Annotated in this window: 19 protein-coding genes; 18 read left to right on the top strand and 1 reads right to left on the bottom strand. The window is 66.3% G+C overall.

The window, feature by feature from the left end:
• Positions 1–2: 2 nt before the first annotated feature.
• The 18 genes from ACVC5H_RS06405 (at position 3) to ACVC5H_RS06320 (ending at position 15,999) form a co-directional block, all read left to right on the top strand.
• Positions 3–266 (top strand): phosphopantetheine-binding protein, encoded by a 264-nt coding sequence (locus tag ACVC5H_RS06405; protein ID WP_489621533.1) that lies wholly within the window; start codon positions 3–5, stop codon positions 264–266.
• Between the two features lie 70 nt (positions 267–336).
• Entirely contained in the window at positions 337–615 is a 279-nt protein-coding gene (locus ACVC5H_RS06400) for an acyl carrier protein (RefSeq protein ID WP_489621532.1), read from the top strand.
• Between the two features lie 4 nt (positions 616–619).
• Positions 620–1,186 carry a COG4648 family protein gene (locus tag ACVC5H_RS06395; RefSeq protein WP_489621531.1) on the top strand — a complete coding sequence of 189 codons (567 nt, stop codon included), beginning with the start codon at positions 620–622 and terminating at the stop codon, positions 1,184–1,186.
• Positions 1,187–1,196: 10 nt separating this feature from the next.
• A complete protein-coding gene (locus tag ACVC5H_RS06390; RefSeq protein WP_489621530.1) occupies positions 1,197–2,936 on the top strand; it encodes an ApeI family dehydratase in 1,740 nt (579 codons plus the stop codon).
• Entirely contained in the window at positions 2,933–3,709 is a 777-nt protein-coding gene (locus ACVC5H_RS06385; RefSeq protein ID WP_489621529.1) for a glycosyltransferase family 2 protein, read from the top strand. Before ACVC5H_RS06390 ends, ACVC5H_RS06385 begins: the two co-directional genes overlap by 4 nt.
• Positions 3,706–4,668, top strand: a complete 963-nt coding sequence (locus tag ACVC5H_RS06380; protein ID WP_489621528.1) for a lysophospholipid acyltransferase family protein — start codon at positions 3,706–3,708, stop codon at positions 4,666–4,668. Before ACVC5H_RS06385 ends, ACVC5H_RS06380 begins: the two co-directional genes overlap by 4 nt.
• Entirely contained in the window at positions 4,655–6,235 is a 1,581-nt protein-coding gene (locus tag ACVC5H_RS06375; protein ID WP_489621527.1) for an HAL/PAL/TAL family ammonia-lyase, read from the top strand. Before ACVC5H_RS06380 ends, ACVC5H_RS06375 begins: the two co-directional genes overlap by 14 nt.
• On the top strand, positions 6,228–6,692 hold the full coding sequence (locus tag ACVC5H_RS06370; RefSeq protein ID WP_489621526.1) for an acyl-CoA thioesterase: 465 nt from the start codon (positions 6,228–6,230) through the stop codon (positions 6,690–6,692). The genes ACVC5H_RS06375 and ACVC5H_RS06370 overlap by 8 nt, the downstream gene beginning before the upstream one ends.
• Positions 6,689–7,300: an outer membrane lipoprotein carrier protein LolA gene (locus ACVC5H_RS06365; protein ID WP_489621525.1), complete on the top strand. Its 612-nt coding sequence runs from the start codon at positions 6,689–6,691 to the stop codon at positions 7,298–7,300. Before ACVC5H_RS06370 ends, ACVC5H_RS06365 begins: the two co-directional genes overlap by 4 nt.
• A complete protein-coding gene (locus ACVC5H_RS06360; RefSeq protein ID WP_489621524.1) occupies positions 7,293–9,698 on the top strand; it encodes an MMPL family transporter in 2,406 nt (801 codons plus the stop codon). The genes ACVC5H_RS06365 and ACVC5H_RS06360 overlap by 8 nt, the downstream gene beginning before the upstream one ends.
• A complete protein-coding gene (locus tag ACVC5H_RS06355) occupies positions 9,695–10,258 on the top strand; it encodes a DUF3261 domain-containing protein (RefSeq protein WP_489621523.1) in 564 nt (187 codons plus the stop codon). The genes ACVC5H_RS06360 and ACVC5H_RS06355 overlap by 4 nt, the downstream gene beginning before the upstream one ends.
• Positions 10,259–10,271: 13 nt before the next feature.
• A complete protein-coding gene (locus ACVC5H_RS06350) occupies positions 10,272–11,471 on the top strand; it encodes a beta-ketoacyl-[acyl-carrier-protein] synthase family protein (protein WP_489621522.1) in 1,200 nt (399 codons plus the stop codon).
• A complete protein-coding gene (locus tag ACVC5H_RS06345) occupies positions 11,468–11,941 on the top strand; it encodes a hotdog family protein (RefSeq protein ID WP_489621521.1) in 474 nt (157 codons plus the stop codon). The genes ACVC5H_RS06350 and ACVC5H_RS06345 overlap by 4 nt, the downstream gene beginning before the upstream one ends.
• Positions 11,938–12,675 (top strand): 3-oxoacyl-ACP reductase FabG, encoded by a 738-nt coding sequence (fabG, locus tag ACVC5H_RS06340; protein ID WP_489621520.1) that lies wholly within the window; start codon positions 11,938–11,940, stop codon positions 12,673–12,675. The genes ACVC5H_RS06345 and fabG overlap by 4 nt, the downstream gene beginning before the upstream one ends.
• Positions 12,672–13,916 carry a beta-ketoacyl-ACP synthase gene (locus ACVC5H_RS06335; protein ID WP_489621519.1) on the top strand — a complete coding sequence of 415 codons (1,245 nt, stop codon included), beginning with the start codon at positions 12,672–12,674 and terminating at the stop codon, positions 13,914–13,916. The genes fabG and ACVC5H_RS06335 overlap by 4 nt, the downstream gene beginning before the upstream one ends.
• Before the next feature lie 52 nt (positions 13,917–13,968).
• Complete coding sequence (locus ACVC5H_RS06330) at positions 13,969–14,412, top strand: excinuclease ATPase subunit (protein WP_489621518.1); 444 nt, start codon at positions 13,969–13,971, stop codon at positions 14,410–14,412.
• A 6-nt stretch (positions 14,413–14,418) separates the two neighbouring features.
• Positions 14,419–15,126 (top strand): 4'-phosphopantetheinyl transferase family protein, encoded by a 708-nt coding sequence (locus tag ACVC5H_RS06325; protein ID WP_489621517.1) that lies wholly within the window; start codon positions 14,419–14,421, stop codon positions 15,124–15,126.
• 114 nt (positions 15,127–15,240) lie between these two features.
• Positions 15,241–15,999, top strand: coding sequence for a hypothetical protein (locus ACVC5H_RS06320; RefSeq protein WP_489621516.1), 759 nt, complete (start codon positions 15,241–15,243; stop codon positions 15,997–15,999).
• 111 nt (positions 16,000–16,110) lie between these two features.
• On the opposite strand, the gene ACVC5H_RS06315 is transcribed toward ACVC5H_RS06320, so the two are convergent.
• Positions 16,111–17,841, bottom strand: a complete 1,731-nt coding sequence (locus ACVC5H_RS06315; protein WP_489621515.1) for a tannase/feruloyl esterase family alpha/beta hydrolase — start codon at positions 17,839–17,841, stop codon at positions 16,111–16,113.
• Positions 17,842–17,845 lie beyond the last annotated feature (4 nt).

The raw sequence follows: 17,845 nt of genomic DNA, 5'->3' as shown, positions 1-17,845 counted from the left end.
CGATGCACGACCTGGAACAAGACATCAAGCAACTCATCATCGAGTCCCTCGACCTGGAAGACCTCGCCCCCGAGGATATCGACAGCGCGGCGCCGCTATTCGGCGACGGCCTGGGGCTGGATTCCATCGATGCGCTTGAACTGGGCATGAGCCTGCAGAAACGCTACGGCATCAAGCTCTCGGCCAATTCCGAAGAAACCCGCAAGCACTTCGCCTCGGTACAGGCACTGGCTGCGCTGGTGGCCAGCCACCAGGCCACCGCCTGAGCAGCCTCCACGCTGCGCGCTGCACATAACCACAACGACCCCGCCAAGCCATTTGCAAGAGATGCACATCATGACCCCTCTGACACCTGACATGACCAAGGACGACATCACCGTGTGGATCGTCGATATGCTGCACGAGATGTTCGAGCTCGACAAAGCCGCCATCACGCCACAGTCCAACCTCTACACCGATCTCGACATCGACAGCATCGATGCCGTCGACATCGTGGTCAAACTCAACCAGACCACCGGCAAGCGCATCCAGCCCGATGTCTTCCGCAGCGTACGCACGGTGCAGGATGTCGTGGATATCCTGGCCACGCTGATGCACGAACAAGCGCACGCGTAAGCGCATGAAGCCTCCCGCGATGTCCCGGCTGGCCACCCTGGCCGGCCCGCTGTTGATCCTGCTCTATCCCCTGCTGATCTGGTACGCCCACGGCAAGCTGGAGCCGCGCATGCTGGCGCTGCTGCTGGTATTGATCGCCGCCATACGCCTGTTCACCAGCCGCAGCGGCCGCCCGCTGCGCTGGATGGGCGTGGCCGCGCTGACGCTGGCCGCGCCGGCCCTGGCCTGGAATGCGCTGCTGCCGCTGAAGCTCTATCCGGTGGCCATCAGCGCCGGCATGCTGGCCCTGTTCGGCTACAGCCTCTACAAACCGCCCACCGTCATCGAACGCATGGCGCGCCTGAGTTCACCCGACCTGCCGCTGTTCGTGATCGCCTATACGCGCCGGGTCACCCAGGTGTGGTGCCTGTTCTTCGCGGTCAATGGCAGCATCGCCCTGGGCACCGCACTGTGGGCCTCGCCGGCGGTGTGGTCGATGTATACCGGGGTCATTTCCTACATTGCCATGGGCGTGCTGTTTGCCGGCGAATACCTGGTACGCCTCTACGTCCGGCGCCAGCATCATGCGTGAGGCAGTCCACATGCACGCCACCGCAAGGCTGGACCTGCTGCAACTGCCGTTCCAGGCATTTCACGGCGAACGCGTGATCGGCTGGCGCGACGGCGCCGCGGTCACGCACGCCACCTGGTGCGCCGAGCTGCTGCGCTGGAAGCAGCTGCTGCAGACCACGCCGGGACAGCGTTTCGCGCTCTTCCATCTCGACACGCTGCATTTCGCCGCCGCGCTGTTTGGCACCTGGCTGGCCGGCAAGACCGCCTACCTGCCCAGCGACGCCCTGCCCGACACCTGCAGCCAGTTGCGCGGCGAGGTCGATGGTTTCCTCGGCGACTTCGGTGTCCATTGCCCGGCCCTGCAGCCCGCTCCTGATGCCGCCTTCGACGAGCCTTCCGCTCCTTGGCCCGCCTTGCGCGCGGACTTCCCCGGCCTGGTGGTCTACACCTCCGGCAGCACCGGGCAAGCCCAGGCCATCCCCAAGCAACTGGGCCAGATGGCCAATGAAGTGGCCACGCTGGAGGCGCTCTTCGGTGCCACAGTGGGCCAGGCCGAAGTGGTCGCCACGGTATCGCATCAACACATCTATGGCTTGCTGTTCAAGGTCTTGTGGGCGCTGTGTGCGGGACGTCCGGTGCACGCAGGCAGCGCGTTCTTCCCCGAGGATCTGCAGCGCATGGCTGGTAACCGCCCGTGGCTGCTGCTGTCCAGCCCGGCCCATCTGAAACGCCTGCCCGCGCAGGCCACGCAACCGGATGCGCGCCAACTGCGCGCGATCTTCTCTTCCGGCGGTCCGCTGCCGGCCGAAGCGGCATGCGATGCCGCGCGGCTGCTGGGGCAGCGTCCGCTGGAAATCTATGGCAGCTCCGAAACCGGTGGCATCGCCTGGCGCCAGCCCGACAGCGATCTCCTGCAGCGCCGCGAGCACTGGCAGGCCATGCCCGCCGTGTCCGTACGCATCGGCGCCGAAGGCGAGCTGGAAGTGCGCTCGCCGCACCTGCCCGACAGTGGCTGGTTCAGCATGGCCGACCGTGCCGTACTGCTGGAAGACCTCCCCGCCGCCTTTGAACTGCGCGGGCGCAGCGACCGCATCGTCAAGCTGGAAGAAAAACGCATCTCGCTGACGCGCATCGAACAACTGCTGGCCGCCAGTCCGCTGGTCGAGGAAGTGCGCGTGATCGTTCATCAAGGCCGCCGCGCACGCCAGTTCGTCGCTGCCTTCGTGGTGCCCACTGCGCAAGGTCAAGCCCTGCTGGCTGCACAAGGCAAGCTGGCCCTCAATGCCGAGCTCAAGACGGCATTGGCCGGTGCCATCGAGGCCATCGCCCTGCCGCGCCTGTGGCGTTACCTGCAGGCGCTGCCGGTGAACCCGCAAGGCAAGGTCACACTCTCGGCACTGACCGCGCTGCTGGAGAATAGCGCGCCCACGCTTGCGAACGTGACCGAACTGGAACGCAGCGCCGAGCAAGTGCAACTGGCGCTGGACATCCCTGCCGACCTGCTCTACTTCCGGGGCCACTTCCCCGGCTCGCCCATCCTGCCCGGCGTGGTGCAGACCGACTGGTCGCTCACGCTGGGCCGGCGCTATTTCGATCTGCCACCGCGCTTCCTGGGCCTGCAGGCCTTGAAGTTCCAGCGCGTCATCACACCAGGCATGCGCGTGCTGCTGGACCTGCAGTTCGACACCGCCAAGTCCCAGTTGTCCTTCCGTCTGCATTCGGACGCCGGCCAGCACGCCAGCGGCCGCTTCCTGCTGGGGGCAGCATGAACGCGCCCTCCATGCACAGCACCGTGGTGGTCATCCCGGTCTACGATCATGAGCACGCCATCGGCGCGGTGGTCGCTGCCGTGCGCAGTCACGGGCTGCCCTGCATCCTGGTCGACGATGGCAGCAGCCCCGCCTGTGCCGCCGTGCTGCAACAACTGGCCGCCACCGATCCGCAACAGATCACGCTGCTGGTCCACACCCGCAACCAGGGCAAGGGCGGCGCCGTCATGACCGGCCTGCGCCATGCCGCGTTGGCTGGCTACACCCACGCCTTGCAGATCGATGCCGACGGCCAGCACGACAGCGCCGACATCCCACGTTTCCTCGCCGCCTCGCAGGCGGCCCCGGCCGCGGTCATCAACGGCAAGCCGATCTATGACGACAGCGTGCCCAAGGGCCGGCTCTATGCCCGCTACCTGACGCACGTGTGGGTATGGATCAATACGCTGTCGCTGGAGATTGCCGATTCGATGTGCGGCTTCCGCCTCTATCCCCTGGCGCCGACGCTGCAGTTGATGGACAGCGCCACTATCGGACTGCGCATGGATTTCGATACCGAAATCCTGGTGCGCCTCTACTGGCGCGGCCTGCGCGTGCACAACCTGGCCACGCGGGTGCGCTATCCGGCCGATGGTGTGTCGCACTTCCAGGTCTGGCTGGACAACGTACTGATCTCGCGCATGCATGCCCGCTTGTTCTTCGGCATGCTGCTGCGCGCGCCGCTGCTGCTGGCGCGCGGCAGCTGGCGCCGGCTGGGCGGGCGCAGCGCATGAGCCATCCACCCCGTACGCGCCATTGGGCGCAGATCAACGAAGTCAGTTTCGTGGCCGGTATGCGCTTGCTGTTCTCGGTCTATCGCCTGCTGGGCCGGCTACCCTTCCGGCTGATGCTCTATCCGGTGCTGTGCTGGTACATCACTGCCAATGGCCGGGCCCGCCAGGCCTCGCGTGCGTTTCTGGCGCAGGTGCGGCGATACCGTCCGGAGCTGCCGCTGCGTTCCGGGATTTTTGGCGTTTTCCTTCACTTCTCCGCATTCGGGGAAAGCCTGCTGGACAAGATGTTGCTGTGGGGCGGCCTGTTCCCCATCAAGAACGTTCATATACACGGTAGCGCACCTATTTCCGAGGCCATCGCGGCAGGGCGCGGCGGACTCATCATCTGCACCCATCTCGGCAACCTCGAACTGTGCCGCGTGATCGGCCGCCAGCATCCCGCGCTCAAGCTGACGGTGCTGGTGCATACGCGCCACGCCCAGGCCTTCAACCAGATGCTGGCCCAGCTGGATCCGGGCAGCCAGTTGAACCTGATGCAAGTCACCGACATGTCACCTGCTACCGCCATGATGCTGTCCGAGAAGGTGGCACAGGGCGAGTTCGTGGTCATCGCCGGTGACCGGGTGCCGGTCTCGCCGCAGCCACGGGTGGCGCGTGCGCCTTTCCTGGGCCGCAGCGCCCCCTTTCCGATCGGCCCCTACGTCATGGCGGCACTGCTGCAATGCCCGGTGTTCCTGATGTTCTCCCGGCGCAGCGCCGAGGGGGCGGAGGTCAGCTTCGAAGCCTTCCGCGACAGCATCGTCCTGCCGCGCAAGCAGCGCGACGAGGTGCTGGGCGAACTGGCCGCCGCCTATGCGGCACGGCTGGAAGCACACTGCCTGCAAGCGCCTTACCAGTGGTTCAATTTCTATGATTTCTGGGCTGATTCCGCCCTGGACGAACAGCATGCCTCACACTGACGTTTCTTCTTCCTTCAACAGCGCCCCTATCCGCTTCGGCGCCCAGCCGCTCACCATCGAGGATGTGGTGGCGCTGGCGCGGCGCGAGCGCACGGCGCAACTGCATGACGCTGACAGCTTCCGTGCGCGCATCGCGCGCGGTGCCGATTTCCTGGATCGCCTCCTGCGTGAGGATGGCACCATCTATGGCGTCACCACCGGCTATGGCGATTCCTGCACGGTGACCGTACCGCCGCAACTGGTTCCGGAACTGCCGCATCACCTCTACACCTACCACGGCTGCGGCCTGGGAGTGCTGTTCACGCCGGAGCAGGCGCGCGCCATCCTGGCGGCCCGGCTCAATTCCCTGTGCCAGGGCTTCTCGGGCGTGAGCGTGGCCTTGCTGGAACAGATCACGGCGCTGCTGCAGCACGACCTGTTGCCGCAGATTCCCTGCGAGGGCTCGGTGGGCGCCAGTGGCGATCTCACGCCGCTGTCCTACCTGGCCGCCGTGCTGTGCGGTGAGCGCCAGGTCTGGCGTGATGGCGCCACGGTGCCGGCCGCCGAGGCACTGGCCGCAGCCGGCCTGACGCCGCTGCGCCTGCGTCCCAAGGAAGGACTGGCCATCATGAACGGCACCGCCGTCATGACCGCGCTGGCCTGCCTGGCCTTTGACCGTGCGCGCTACCTGTGCCAGCTGGCTACCCGCATCACGGCCATGAGCAGCTTCACGCTGGATGGCAATGCCCACCATTTCGATGCCACCCTGTTCTCGGCCAAGCCGCATCCGGGACAGCAGCAAGTGGCGGCCTGGCTGCAGCGCGACCTGCCCTGCGGCCAGGCGCACCGCAACGAAAAGCGCCTGCAGGATCGCTACTCGGTGCGCTGTGCGCCGCATGTGATCGGCGTACTCAACGATGCATTGCCGTCGCTGCGCCAGTTCATCGAGAACGAACTCAACAGTGCCAACGACAACCCGCTGATCGATCCGGATGGCGAGCGCGTGCTGCATGGCGGCCATTTCTATGGGGGCCACATCGCCTTCGCCATGGACAGCATGAAGACCGCCGTGGCGAACATCGCCGACCTGCTCGATCGCCAGATGGCCCTGATGGTGGACCAGCGCTACAACAACGGCCTGCCGGCCAACCTGTCCGGCGCCCAGGGCGAACGCGCGCCCATCAACCATGGCCTGAAGGCCCTGCAGATCAGCGCCTCGGCCTGGACCGCCGAAGCCCTCAAGCTGACCATGCCGGCCTCGGTGTTCTCACGCTCCACCGAATGCCACAACCAGGACAAGGTGAGCATGGGCACCATTGCCGCGCGCGATTGCCTGCGCGTACTGGAACTGACCGAACAGGTCGCGGCCGCCTTGCTGATCACGGTGCGCCAGGGCGTATGGCTGCGCAGCCAGCGCCAGCAGCCCGGCGATACACCGCTGCGGGACTTGCCGGCCGGCCGCCTGGCGGCCATGCAGGCGGCGCTGGCCGAAGACATCGCCGTGGTCGCTGAAGACCGCATGCTGGAGCCCGACCTGCGCCTGCTGCTGCAGCGCATCCGCGCCCAGGCCTGGAGCCTGTATGAGTGACACCATCCTGCCGCCGGGCAAGATCACGCTGGCCAATTCGCCCTGGCGCGGGGAAGTCGAATTGCAGATCCAGTTCTATGATCTCGATCCGATGGAAATCGTCTGGCATGGCCGCTATGTCGAATACATGGAAACCGCGCGCTGCGCCCTGCTCGACGGCATCGGCTACAACTATCCGGCCATGAAGGCATCCGGCTATGGCTGGCCGGTGATCGACCTGCACCTGCGCTATGCCGCACCGGCCCGCTTCGGCCAGCGCATCCGCGTGAGCGCGGCCATCGTCGAATGGGAAAACCGCCTGCGCATCGATTACCTCATCAGCGACGCCGCCAGCGGCGCGCGCCTGACCCGCGCCTCCACCGTCCAGGTCGCGGTGCAGATGAACAACCACGAGATGTGCTTCGTATCGCCGCCGGTGTTGTGGCACAAGCTCGGACTGACACCTCCTGCCCCATGAATAAGCGCTCACTCCTCGCCAGCCTGGCCTTGCTGGCCATCCTGCCCGCCGCCCGCGCGGCCGCACCGGTCCAGCAGATCCAGGCCATCCTGGCCAAGCCGGCCGTCATGTGCGGCCGCTTCGACCAGACCAAGCAGCTGACCGGCATCAAGAAGCCCCTGCTAGCCCAGGGCCGCTTCTGCGTGGTCAAGGGCCGGGGCATCCTGTGGCAGACGCTGCAACCATTCCCGAACACCCTGCGCATCACGCGCGAGGCCATCATGCAGATCCAGGATGGCCGCGTCGCCATGAAGCTCGATGCCCAGCAGGAACCGGTGGTGAAGATGATCAATAGCGTCCTCTTCTCGCTGCTGGCGGGTGACCTGAGCCAGCTCGACCAGCTCTTCGAACTCGACGGCAGCCTGCGCGACGGCCACTGGCAGGTCGCGCTCAAGGCGCGCCAGCCGACCCTGGCCAAGGCCATCGGCGAGATCAGCCTGGCCGGTGCCAGCTATGTGGACAAGGTGAGCATGAAGGAAGCCAGCGGCGACCGCACCGAGATCAGCTTCTCCGCCATCAAGACGGGCGAAGGCGCCATGACGGCCGAAGAAGGAGCCCTGTTTGACTAAGCCCGTCCGTCGCCTGCAGAGCCTGTTGGCGCTGGCCTGGCTGCTGGCGGTGCTGCTGGTGGCCGCCCACAATGCCTGGCTGTGGCTGGGCCAGCGCGCCAGTCCCGATACCGACATCCTGGCGCTGCTGCCCGGCACCGGCGGCAAGGATGCCGTGCGCCAGCAAGCCTTCAGCCACATGGTCGACTCGGCTCAGCAAAAGCTGGTGGTACTGGTCGGCGACCGCGACTGGGGCCGTGCCCAAGCTGGCGCACAGGCCTACCTGGCCGCCCTGCGCGCACAGGATGAACTGCTCGCACCGGCCAGCGGCGACAGCGCGCAATGGCAAAGCCAGTGGCTGGACAGCCTGGCGCACAGCCGCAGCCTGCTGCTGACCGACAGCCAACGTGCCCGGCTGGCCAACGCAACGGCGCAACAGTGGAGCCAGCGTGCGTTGAGCAGCCTCTACGGTGCCTTCGGCGGACCGCGCCTGGGCGCTTGGCAAGACGATCCCTTTGGGCTCTTCGGCGACTGGGTGCAGGAGCGCGCCAGAGAAACGCCCGTGCGGCCGCGCGACGGCATGCTCTTCGTGGAACGCGATGGCGTGAACTACGCCCTGCTGCTGCTGGAACTGAAGGCCCCGGTCTTTTCCCTGCAGGCCCAGGAGCAGGTGATCCCGCTGCTGGCTCAAGCCAGGCAAGCGGCCAGCGCGCAAGCCGCGCAGGTCCTGACCGGTGGCGTAGTCCTGCATGCCGCTGCGGCCAGTGCCCAGGCCGGCAGCGAAAGCGCCACCATCGGCGTCGGCTCGCTGCTGGGCATCCTGCTGCTGATGTGGCTGAGCTTCCGCTCCGTCAAGCCGATTTTCTACATCGCCCTGTCCATCGCCGTGGGCTGCCTGGGGGCGCTGTCGGTGAGCATGCTGGTGTTCGGCAAGATCCATCTGCTGACCCTGGTCTTCGGCGCCAGCCTGATCGGCATCGCCCAGGACTATGGCATCTACTTCCTCTGCGCACGCATGGCCGCACCCGCCACGCAGGATTCAGCAGCGCTGTTGCGACGCCTCTTGCCGGGCCTGGCGCTGATGCTGCTGGCAGCGCTGATCGGCTATCTCGGCATGGCCTTGACGCCCTTCCCCGGTCTGCAGCAAATGGCCGTGTTCTCGGCCCTGGGTCTGGTGTTTGCCTGGCTGACGGTGGCGTGCTGGTTCCCGCAGCTGATCGGTCCGCACAGCCTGCGCGCCAGCCCGCAGGCGCAGCGCTTCGGGCACAGCATCGCCCGCTGGCCGGACCTGCTGGGCGGCGTGGCCTGGCACCTGGTCCTGCCGGCCGCAGTGGCGCTGATCGGGCTGGCCATCGCCGGTATCACCCGCCTGCACAGCAGCGACGACATCCGCGCCCTGCAGAACAGTCCGGCGGCCCTGCTACAGGACCAGATCCGCATCAGCCAGTTGCTGGACATGGCCGCGCCGGTGCAGTTCTACCTGGTGCGAGGCGCCTCGGCCGAGGCCGTGCTGCAGCAGGAAGAAGCCCTGCGCGAAAAACTGCAGCCGCTGGTACAGCGCAAGATCATCAGCGGCGTGCAGGCGGTCTCCAACTGGGTTCCCTCGCAGCGCCGCCAGCAGGACAACCTGGCCTTGCTGCACCGGGCCCTGCTGGATGGCCAAAGCACTGCGCCCGATGCCATCACCCTGACCGCACGCGCCATCGACGAAAGCCCGCAGTGGGCACAAGCGCTGCGCCAGCGCATGCTGGACAAGACCCAGCCGCTCACCCCGGCCGAATTCCTGGCCACCCCGGCCGGGGCTGCTTCGCGCCACCTGTGGCTGGGCGAAGTGGATGGCCGTTTTGCCAGCATCGTTGCCCTGCGCGGCCTGAGCGACTATCGCCAGCTGGGTCAACTGGCCGCCGTGGCTGATGGACTGCCGGGGGTGCAATGGGTGGACAAGGTGGGCGATATCTCGTCCGTGCTGCGCCAGTACCGCCTCACCATGGGCTGGGCGCTGCTGTGTGCCTACGCCGCCATCTTCGCGCTGCTGGCGCTGCGCTACCGCCGCCGCGCCTGGCGCGCGCTGGCACCGCCGCTGCTGGCCTCGCTGCTGACGCTGGGCCTGTTCGGCTGGATCGGCCAGCCGCTGCAACTGTTCCACGTGCTGGCCGGATTGCTGGTGCTGGGGCTGGGTGTGGATTACGGCATCTTCCTGCTGGAATCCGCCTCGGGCCAGCGCGCCCACGCCTGGCTGACCGTCGGCCTGTCGGCTGCGAGCGCGCTGCTCTCCTTCGGCTTGCTGGCCTTGAGCCACAGCCCGCCGCTGCACGCCTTCGGCCTCACCATGCTGTGCGGCATGCTGCTGGTGTGGCTGCTGGCGCCCCTGTTCACCCACCCCGGCGCTGCCGCGCAGCCCGGCAAGGAATCCGCATGAAGCCCTCCCTCCTGCTGGCCGCCGTCAGCGCCGCCTTGCTGCTGGGCGCCTGCGCCACCCCGCAACCGCCCGACGTGCGCCCCCCGGCGCGCCTGTCGCTGCGCCTGCCGCCGGCCGCCCTGGGCCAGAGCCTGAGCCTGCAGCAACACCTGACGGTGGAACGCGGCAGCCGCACCGACCAGCTCGACACCGCCCTGGAAATCGATGCCGACCATCTGGACCTGGTGGGCCTGGCGTTCGGCCAGCGCGTCATGTCCCTTCACTATGACGGGCAGCAGTTGCAAGTGTGGCGCCACGCCATGCTGCCCAGCCAGGTGCAAGGTGAAGATGTACTGCAAGACGTGCAACTCACCCTATGGCCCGCCGAGGCCATCCGCCAGGCGCTGCCGGAGGGATGGGAGCTGCGTGAAGCCCAGGCGCAGCGCACGCTGCTGCTGCACGGCGAACCGATCACCGTGATCGACTACCCCGACCAGCGACGCTGGGGCGGCAAAGTGATCCTGACCAATCTGCGTTACCACTACAAGCTGACGATACAGTCGGTGGTGACCCCTGAATGACATCGCCATCCCCATGAGCCTTTATCTGAACGCCCTCGGCATGGTTTGTCCGCTCGGCAGCACGCACGAGGGCATCCGCGCACGCCTCCTGGCCGGCGACAGCGGCCTGCGCCCCGATGCGCGCTACGTCGATGCCCATGGCACGCCGTTGGCCCTCGGTGCAATCCCCCCCGACACGCTTCTCCCCGAGGACAGCCACCTGCCCCTGCGCGAACGCAGCCGCAACAATCGCCTGGCGCTGGCCGCGTTGCACTGCATCCGTCCCCAAGTGGATGCCGCCATCACCCGCTATGGAGCTCAACGTGTAGGCATCGTCCTGGGCACCAGTACCTCCGGCATTGCCGAGGGCGAAGCCGCCTTCGCCGCGCGCGCCGCCAGTGGCAGCTTCCCGCCCGGTTATCACTACGGCCAGCAGGAGCTGGGTTCACCGGCCACCGCCCTGCAACTGACGCTGGGCACCAGCGGACCGGCCTATGTGCAATCGAGCGCCTGCGCCTCCAGCGGCAAGGCCATCGCCAGTGCTGCGCGGCTGCTCAACATGGGCTTGTGCGATGTCGTCCTCTGCGGCGGCGTCGATACCTTGTGCGAGTTCACCATCGCCGGCTTCTCGGCGCTGGAGTCGGTGAGCGCGCAACGCTGCAATCCGCTTTCGCTGCATCGCCAGGGCATCAACATCGGCGAGGGCGCGGCCCTGTTCCTGCTCACGCGCGAACCTGCAGCGGTGCAATTGAGCGGCTGGGGCGAGTCCTCCGATGCCTATCACATCTCGGCGCCGGACCCCGAAGGCAAGGGCGCGCAACTGGCCATCGGCCAGGCCCTGTGCCGCGCCGGCCTGGACGCCGGCCAGATCGACTACATCAACCTGCACGGCACCGCCACGGCGCAAAACGATGCGATGGAGTCGCACGTGGTGCAGGCGCTGTTCGGACTGGAGGTGCCGGTGAGCTCGACCAAACCCTTCACCGGCCACACCCTGGGCGCGGCCAGCGCCATCGAGGCCGGGCTGTGCTGGCTGCTGATGCAGGACGACAATCCGGATGGCCTGCTGCCGCCGCACCTGTGGGATGGCGTGGCCGATCCGGCGCTGCCTCCGCTGAAACCCGTCGCGCCTGGACAATCGCTGGGACGGCCGCTGCAACACGTGCTGTCGAACTCCTTCGCTTTTGGCGGCAGCAATGTGGCCCTGGTGTTTTCGCGTGGGGAGGCAGCATGAGTACGGTGCAACAAGGCATCCCGCCGATCGGGCAATTGCTGCCGCACGCCGCCCCGATGATCCTGATCGATCGCGTCGTCGCCGTGGGCGAAGAGACGCTGCAGGCCGAACTGGAGATCCGCACCGACAGCCTGTTCCAGACCGGCACCGGAGTCGGTGCCTGGGTCGGCATCGAATACATGGCCCAGAGCATCGCCGCCTGGGCCGGTTACCAGGAACTGTGCCGGGGCGGCCGCGCCAGGATCGGTTTCCTGCTGGGATCGCGCCGCTATCACTGCGCGGTTCCCGAATTTGTCACCGGCATGCGCCTGGGCGTGTCGGTGCAACTACTGTTGCAGGCGGAGAACGGGCTGGGCTCATTCGAGTGCCGCATCACCGACCTGGCGACGCAACAAGAACTGGCGCAAGCCACCGTGTCGGTGTTCCAGCCGCACGACGCAACACACTATCTTCAAGAAGGCATGGCATGACCACATCGGGAGAACACAGCATTTTCGTCACCGGCTCGAGCCGGGGCATCGGCCGCGCCATCGCGCTGCGCCTGGCACGCGAGGGATACCACATCGTCCTGCATTGCCATGCACGGCGCGACGCCGCCGACCAGGTGGCCGCCGAGATTGCGGCGCTGGGCCGCCAGGTCCGCGTATTGCAATTCGATGTCGCCAACCGCGAGCAAGCCTCGCAAGCCCTGCTGGCGGACGTCGAACAGCACGGCTGCTACTACGGCGTGGTCTGCAACGCCGGCATCACCCGCGACAACGCGTTTCCCGCCATGCCCGGCGAAGACTGGGACAGCGTATTGCGCACCAACCTCGATGGTTTCTACAACGTGCTCAATCCGCTGGTCATGCCCATGGTGCGGCGGCGCGCCGCGGGCCGCATCGTGACCCTGGCCTCGGTGTCCGGGCTGATCGGCAATCGTGGCCAGGTCAACTACAGCGCGGCCAAGGCCGGCGTCATCGGCGCCACCAAGGCGCTGGCGCTGGAACTGGCCAAGCGCGACATCACCGTCAATTGCGTCGCCCCCGGCCTGATCGATACCGACATGACCGAAGATGCTCCTGTCGAGGAAATCCTCAAACTGATCCCTGCCCGCCGCGCCGGCAAGCCCGAGGAAGTGGCGGCGGCGGTGGCCTTCCTGATGTCGCCCGATGCGGCCTACATCACGCGCCAGGTGATCTCGGTCAACGGAGGCCTGGCATGACGCATCACCGCAGCGAGCGCCGGGTCGTGGTCACCGGCATGGCCGGCATCAGCCCCATCGGCACCGACTGGACCAGCGCACTGGCGCAGTTGAAGACCTATACCAATGCCGTGCAGCGCATGCCCGGCTGGGATGACTACATCGGCCTGCACACCCGCCTGGGCGCGCCGGCAGCAGAGTTTTCGCTGTCCGAACGCTACAACCGCAAGACCACGCGCAGCATGGGCCGGGTCGCCCTGATGGCCACCCGCGCCAGCGAATGGGCGCTGGCCGATGCCGGACTGCTGGAAGATCCCCTGTTGAAAAGCGGCCAGCTCGGCATCGCCTATGGTTCCTCGGCCGGCACGCCCAATGCGATTGCCGACTTCGCCATGATGTTCGCCGAAAAGAATACCCGCGACATCAACGCCAACACCTACCTGAAGATGATGGCCCACACCGCGCCGGTCAACATGGGCGTGTTCTTCGGCATCACCGGCCGCATCATCACCACCTCCAGCGCCTGCACCTCGGGTAGCCAGGGCATCGGCTATGCCTATGAAACCATCCGCAGCGCACGCCAGGTGGCCATGGTGGCCGGTGGTTCGGAAGAACTGTGCGCCACCGAAGCGGCCGTCTTCGACACCCTCTACGCCACCAGCGTGCGCAACGACACACCGCGTATCACCCCCAGCCCCTTCGATCGCGACCGCGACGGCCTGGTCCTGGGCGAAGGTGCCGGCAGCCTGATCCTGGAAGACCTGGAACACGCCCAGGCACGCGGCGCCCGCATCTACGCCGAGATCGTCGGCTTCGGCACCAACAGCGACGGTGCCCACGTCACCAATCCCAACGCAGCCACCATGCAGGCCGCCATCCAGATGGCACTGGACGATGCCGACCTGCCCGCCTCGGCCATCGGCTACATCAATGCCCACGGCACCGGCACGCGCCAGGGCGACGTCGCCGAGACCCAGGCCACCGCCCGCATCTTCGGCAACCGCACGCCCATCAGCTCGCTCAAGAGCTACATGGGCCACACCCTGGGGGCGTGCGGCGCGCTGGAAGCCTGGATGTCCATCGAGATGATGCGCCATGGCTGGTTCGCTCCGACCATCAACCTGCAGCATCCCGATCCCGACTGCGGTGAGCTGGACTATCTCACCGGCGAAGGACGCGCACTGCAGTGCGACTACGTGATGTCGAACAACTTTGCCTTCGGCGGCATCAACACCTCGCTCATCTTCAAGCGCTGGCCCTGACAGCGCCCTGCCCCCCTCTCTGCAGCCACTCACCACAAGGAAAACAAGCGATATGAAGACAATTTCCCTCACCCTCGCACTGACCCTGGCGCTGGCCGCCGCGATGCCTGCCCAGGCGCGCGATACCAAGCACCTGCTGCCGCTGGATAGCGCCGCCAACATGAAGGATAAGGAAGGAATCCTGGATGGCTCGGTCAAGTTCTACTTTGCCGGCCAGCCGCATCCGGCAGTGCTGGAAAAGATCTCCACCGACGTCACCAACCAGAAGACCAATGCCGTCGGCAAGAGCGATGAAGAGGCCTGCAAATGGGTCTTCCTGTCGGCACTGGTACAGCTGCACAAGAAGGCCAAGGAGTTGGGCGGCAACGGTGTGGTCAACATCGTGAGTTATTACAAGAAGAACGAGATGGCCAGCGCCACCGAGTTCGAATGCCATGCCGGCGCCACCATGGCCGGCGTCGCCCTCAAGGGTGACATCGTGAAACTGGGCCAGTAAGCCGCCATGCCATCCACCTTCGCCTGGGTCGTGGATGGCCGCGCCTTCGTGGGTGCGTGTACCTGTCCCTCCACGCTGGGACGGCTGGCAGCGGTCCTGTCACCGGATGAACGCACGCGCCTGCAAGGCTTCCTGCGCCCCCAGCGCGCGGGGGAATTCCTGCTGGGCCGGCTGCTGATGCGGCATGCGCTGATGCAGGCCAGCCGCTGCGGCCTGGCAGACATCGAGGTGATCGAAAGGCGCGGTGCCAGCCCCGTCGTGCGTATCGCCGGGGCGCTGGCCGATGGCATCGCCCAGCCTGCCGCGAGCATTTCGCACAGCCGTGGCTGGGTCGCTTGCGCCGTAGCGATGGGCACGCAGATCGGCGTGGATATCGAAGCGCCCTCGCCTGAACGCGATCTGGACTCGCTGGCCGACCTGGCCTTCACGCCGGAAGAATTGTCCGGCCTGGCACAGCACGGCGAGCACCAGCGGGAAGCCGCCTTCTATCGCCTGTGGTGTGCCAAGGAGGCCGATTACAAATACCGTCATAACGCCAGCCTCAACCAGGTGAGCGTGGCGGTGGACGCCGTGCCGTTCCTGCATCACGAAACGCAGCCGCACTATCACCTGTGCCTCTGCACCGGGGTGCAGGCGCGGCAGCATCGTACGCACGACATGGCGCTGGATGAGTTGCTGGCCATGACGGGCAGCAATACAGCTTCAATACAGTAACAACGCAGCAGCAATACAGTCTCAATACGGCAGCAATACAGTTGAAGCAAACCAGCGACGAACTGTATCGATACACAACAACACACCACCACGCAGACACATCAAGGGGAAAACATGTCCGCAAAACACACCTGGCTGCTTGCAGCCGGCACACTTCTGTTGACCACCGCCTGCTCCACGCCGGAGGAACGCATGGCCAAGCTGCAGCTCAAGCAGCAACGGCTGGAACTGAAGGCGCAGCAACTGGCCCAGCGCAACGAAGCCCGCAGCAAGGTACAGACCACGGCGGTGATCGATCAGCGCCGCCCGCTGGAGAATGTCATCAAGGCCTTGAGCAGTTGCGACGCCAGCTTTGCCGTCACCTTGCGCCAGTTCGCCGATACGCTGCAGCCGGCCTTCGTGGTCACGGTCAAGGGGACGGTGGCCAGCATTGACGTGCCGGACCGCCGCACGCCGGGGCGCGACCGCATCGCCGCTGCCGGCGCTGCACAGGCCTATGGCCAGACCTTGAGCGCTTACTACGACGAGAGCCTGGAAATCAACGGCCAGGTGCAGAAATTCAGCTGGGGCTTCTACAGCCCGGCCACGCCGGAACAGCTGGTGCAGGCATTGGGCATGGCCATTCCCAATTTCAAGCGCACCAGCCGCGAACTCAACGGCAACTACACGCGTATGGAAATCTTCGACCGTGGCGGCTGGCATCGCACCACGCGGTTTGATTACTACCGAGGCCAGGCCAATGTGCTGGGCGAGCGCACCCTGGTGATCGAACCCTCGCGCGACCCGGCTTTCCCCGGTAGCCGCATCGGCTGCTCGGTGCGGGGTACGCAGGTGGCGCAGTTCCTGGATGAGTTGCGGCCTGAGGTGGAGTAAGGAAAGCGTCTGAGCTGATCGTCCGTCCGCGTGTATGCATCACGGCGTCGCGCGGACAGCATGCCTGGAACCGGCATGCATTAATGCATGACCGCACCCTCCGGTCATGCATCAACGCATCACACAATCAAAACTCCCCGCCTCATTCACCGGCCCGCTGCCCCGGTACTGCGGCCACGCCGGATAGCGGCACAAGGGCCGGCTGCGGCCTGGTACCGCCGTGGTATCAACGACGATCTGGTTCACCGGTGCCTGTGCCTGCTCCACCCATTGCTCCAGCGCCGTCAGCGAATCCCAGGAAGCATTGAAGGCCGTGCCGAACACGTGCCCATAACCGGGGATCTCGTAATAGCGCACGAAGCCCTCCAGCTGCTCCGCTCCCATGGCCTTCTGCAGCCGCGCCAGATACTGGCGCGTGGCCTGCGTGCTGACCAGCGCATCGGCCGTGCCATGGGCGATGAGGATCTTGCCGCCCTTGTTGCGGAACGCCGAAAGATCGGTCTCGTTCACATCCTGCAAGCCATTGAGCTGTACCACGCGCGCCTGGTAGGGGCCCGGCCTGGCGGGGTCCAGCGCGAGCGGATTGAAACTGACGTCGCGCGTGACGAAGTAGCGCACCCACTGATCCCAGAACGTACTGTGATACGGCGGGCTGCCCTTGCTGCTGACGGGCGGCATCGGGTTGGCAGGCTGCTCCGTGCCCAGCCCCAAGGTCAGGATGGTGGCCTGGAAGGGGCTGCCGGTCCCGGTCCCCCAATCCGTGCCCCAGGTATTGAAGCCGGGATAGCTTGTCTCGCCGCTGGCCAGTGGATAACTCAGCGCCAGCGGCGTACTGAAGACCTTGAAGGTGGCGATCTGCGCATCCGACAGACAGGTATCGCCACCCTCGCCACCACCTTCGCAGCGCAACGGCTTGCCATTGAGCCGGGCAGTGGCCGGATCGAAGCTGGCATTGCAGGCATCGATGTTGCTGATGACCCCATCGGTCACGCCATCAAGACGGTCGCAAGCGGCCATGGCAGCGTCGAACAGCAGCTTGCGCTTGGCCGCATCGGGATAGGCACCGGGCTGCGCCATGGCCTGCGTCATGCGGCCGAACTGCAGGTCCAGGGCCACCGCATTCCAGGCCGGATACAGCGCGATCACGCCATCCACGTCGGCGGGCCAGCGGCTGGCCATGGCCAGCGCCTCGCGTCCGCCCGTGGAGCCACCGGCAAAATAAGTCCGCGCGGGCCGCTGCCCGTAATGCGCGGTGATGATGGCCAGCGCAGTATCGCGGGTTTTCTTGAGGGCATCCCCGGCGAAATTGCGCAGGGCTTCGTCATTGCTGCCGAAAGAACCATCGCGCGAGCCCATGGCATTGGCCTGGTGGCCGGAATCGCTGGCGAAGGTGGCATAGCCGCGTCCCAGCGGACCGGGCTGCGTGGCCGCACCGGCCGGGACATTGGCGGCCACGTCGGGAATGCTGCCGTCATAGCCGCCCCCGCCGAACATGAGGGCTTTGCCATTCCACTGCGCCGGCAGATCAATCTGGAAGCGGATCGCCGGTGCGGCCGGATCCACCGGACTGATCTCACCGCTGAGCTTGCAATACGCCCCGATCGCCTTGGCCCCCTCGCCGCCGGCGGCCACCATGTCGGTGGCGGTCACGCGCGCACCGCGCGTGGGCAAGCCGATGGCCGAAGCGGGGATGCTCATCTCGCGCAACTGGGTGCAGCTTTGCGGCGGGCGCACCGGATGCTCAGGCAGGCTGCTGCAGGCAGACAGCAGCGCGATGAGGGATGGGACAAACAAGGCCGAATGCAACGAATGCAGCAATGGCCTGGCGGGTGTTCCTGGCATGGCG

The sequence above is a fragment of the Herbaspirillum sp. Her3 genome (genome assembly GCF_057961275.1).
This window is presented reverse-complemented; position numbering and strand designations above follow the sequence as displayed.

Bases quoted from the DNA above. Each gene is read 5' to 3' on its own strand.
- ACVC5H_RS06385 (WP_489621529.1), top strand. From the start codon at position 2,933: ATGAACGCGCCCTCCATGCACAGCACCGTGGTGGTCATCCCGGTCTAC.
- ACVC5H_RS06335 (WP_489621519.1), top strand. From the start codon at position 12,672: ATGACGCATCACCGCAGCGAGCGCCGGGTCGTGGTCACCGGCATGGCC.
- ACVC5H_RS06325 (WP_489621517.1), top strand. From the start codon at position 14,419: ATGCCATCCACCTTCGCCTGGGTCGTGGATGGCCGCGCCTTCGTGGGT.
- ACVC5H_RS06355 (WP_489621523.1), top strand. From the start codon at position 9,695: ATGAAGCCCTCCCTCCTGCTGGCCGCCGTCAGCGCCGCCTTGCTGCTG.
- ACVC5H_RS06400 (WP_489621532.1), top strand. From the start codon at position 337: ATGACCCCTCTGACACCTGACATGACCAAGGACGACATCACCGTGTGG.
- ACVC5H_RS06395 (WP_489621531.1), top strand. From the start codon at position 620: ATGAAGCCTCCCGCGATGTCCCGGCTGGCCACCCTGGCCGGCCCGCTG.
- ACVC5H_RS06330 (WP_489621518.1), top strand. From the start codon at position 13,969: ATGAAGACAATTTCCCTCACCCTCGCACTGACCCTGGCGCTGGCCGCC.
- ACVC5H_RS06390 (WP_489621530.1), top strand. From the start codon at position 1,197: ATGCACGCCACCGCAAGGCTGGACCTGCTGCAACTGCCGTTCCAGGCA.
- ACVC5H_RS06315 (WP_489621515.1), bottom strand. From the start codon at position 17,841: ATGCCAGGAACACCCGCCAGGCCATTGCTGCATTCGTTGCATTCGGCC.
- fabG (WP_489621520.1), top strand. From the start codon at position 11,938: ATGACCACATCGGGAGAACACAGCATTTTCGTCACCGGCTCGAGCCGG.
- ACVC5H_RS06320 (WP_489621516.1), top strand. From the start codon at position 15,241: ATGTCCGCAAAACACACCTGGCTGCTTGCAGCCGGCACACTTCTGTTG.
- ACVC5H_RS06405 (WP_489621533.1), top strand. From the start codon at position 3: ATGCACGACCTGGAACAAGACATCAAGCAACTCATCATCGAGTCCCTC.
- ACVC5H_RS06365 (WP_489621525.1), top strand. From the start codon at position 6,689: ATGAATAAGCGCTCACTCCTCGCCAGCCTGGCCTTGCTGGCCATCCTG.
- ACVC5H_RS06350 (WP_489621522.1), top strand. From the start codon at position 10,272: ATGAGCCTTTATCTGAACGCCCTCGGCATGGTTTGTCCGCTCGGCAGC.
- ACVC5H_RS06375 (WP_489621527.1), top strand. From the start codon at position 4,655: ATGCCTCACACTGACGTTTCTTCTTCCTTCAACAGCGCCCCTATCCGC.
- ACVC5H_RS06345 (WP_489621521.1), top strand. From the start codon at position 11,468: ATGAGTACGGTGCAACAAGGCATCCCGCCGATCGGGCAATTGCTGCCG.
- ACVC5H_RS06370 (WP_489621526.1), top strand. From the start codon at position 6,228: ATGAGTGACACCATCCTGCCGCCGGGCAAGATCACGCTGGCCAATTCG.
- ACVC5H_RS06380 (WP_489621528.1), top strand. From the start codon at position 3,706: ATGAGCCATCCACCCCGTACGCGCCATTGGGCGCAGATCAACGAAGTC.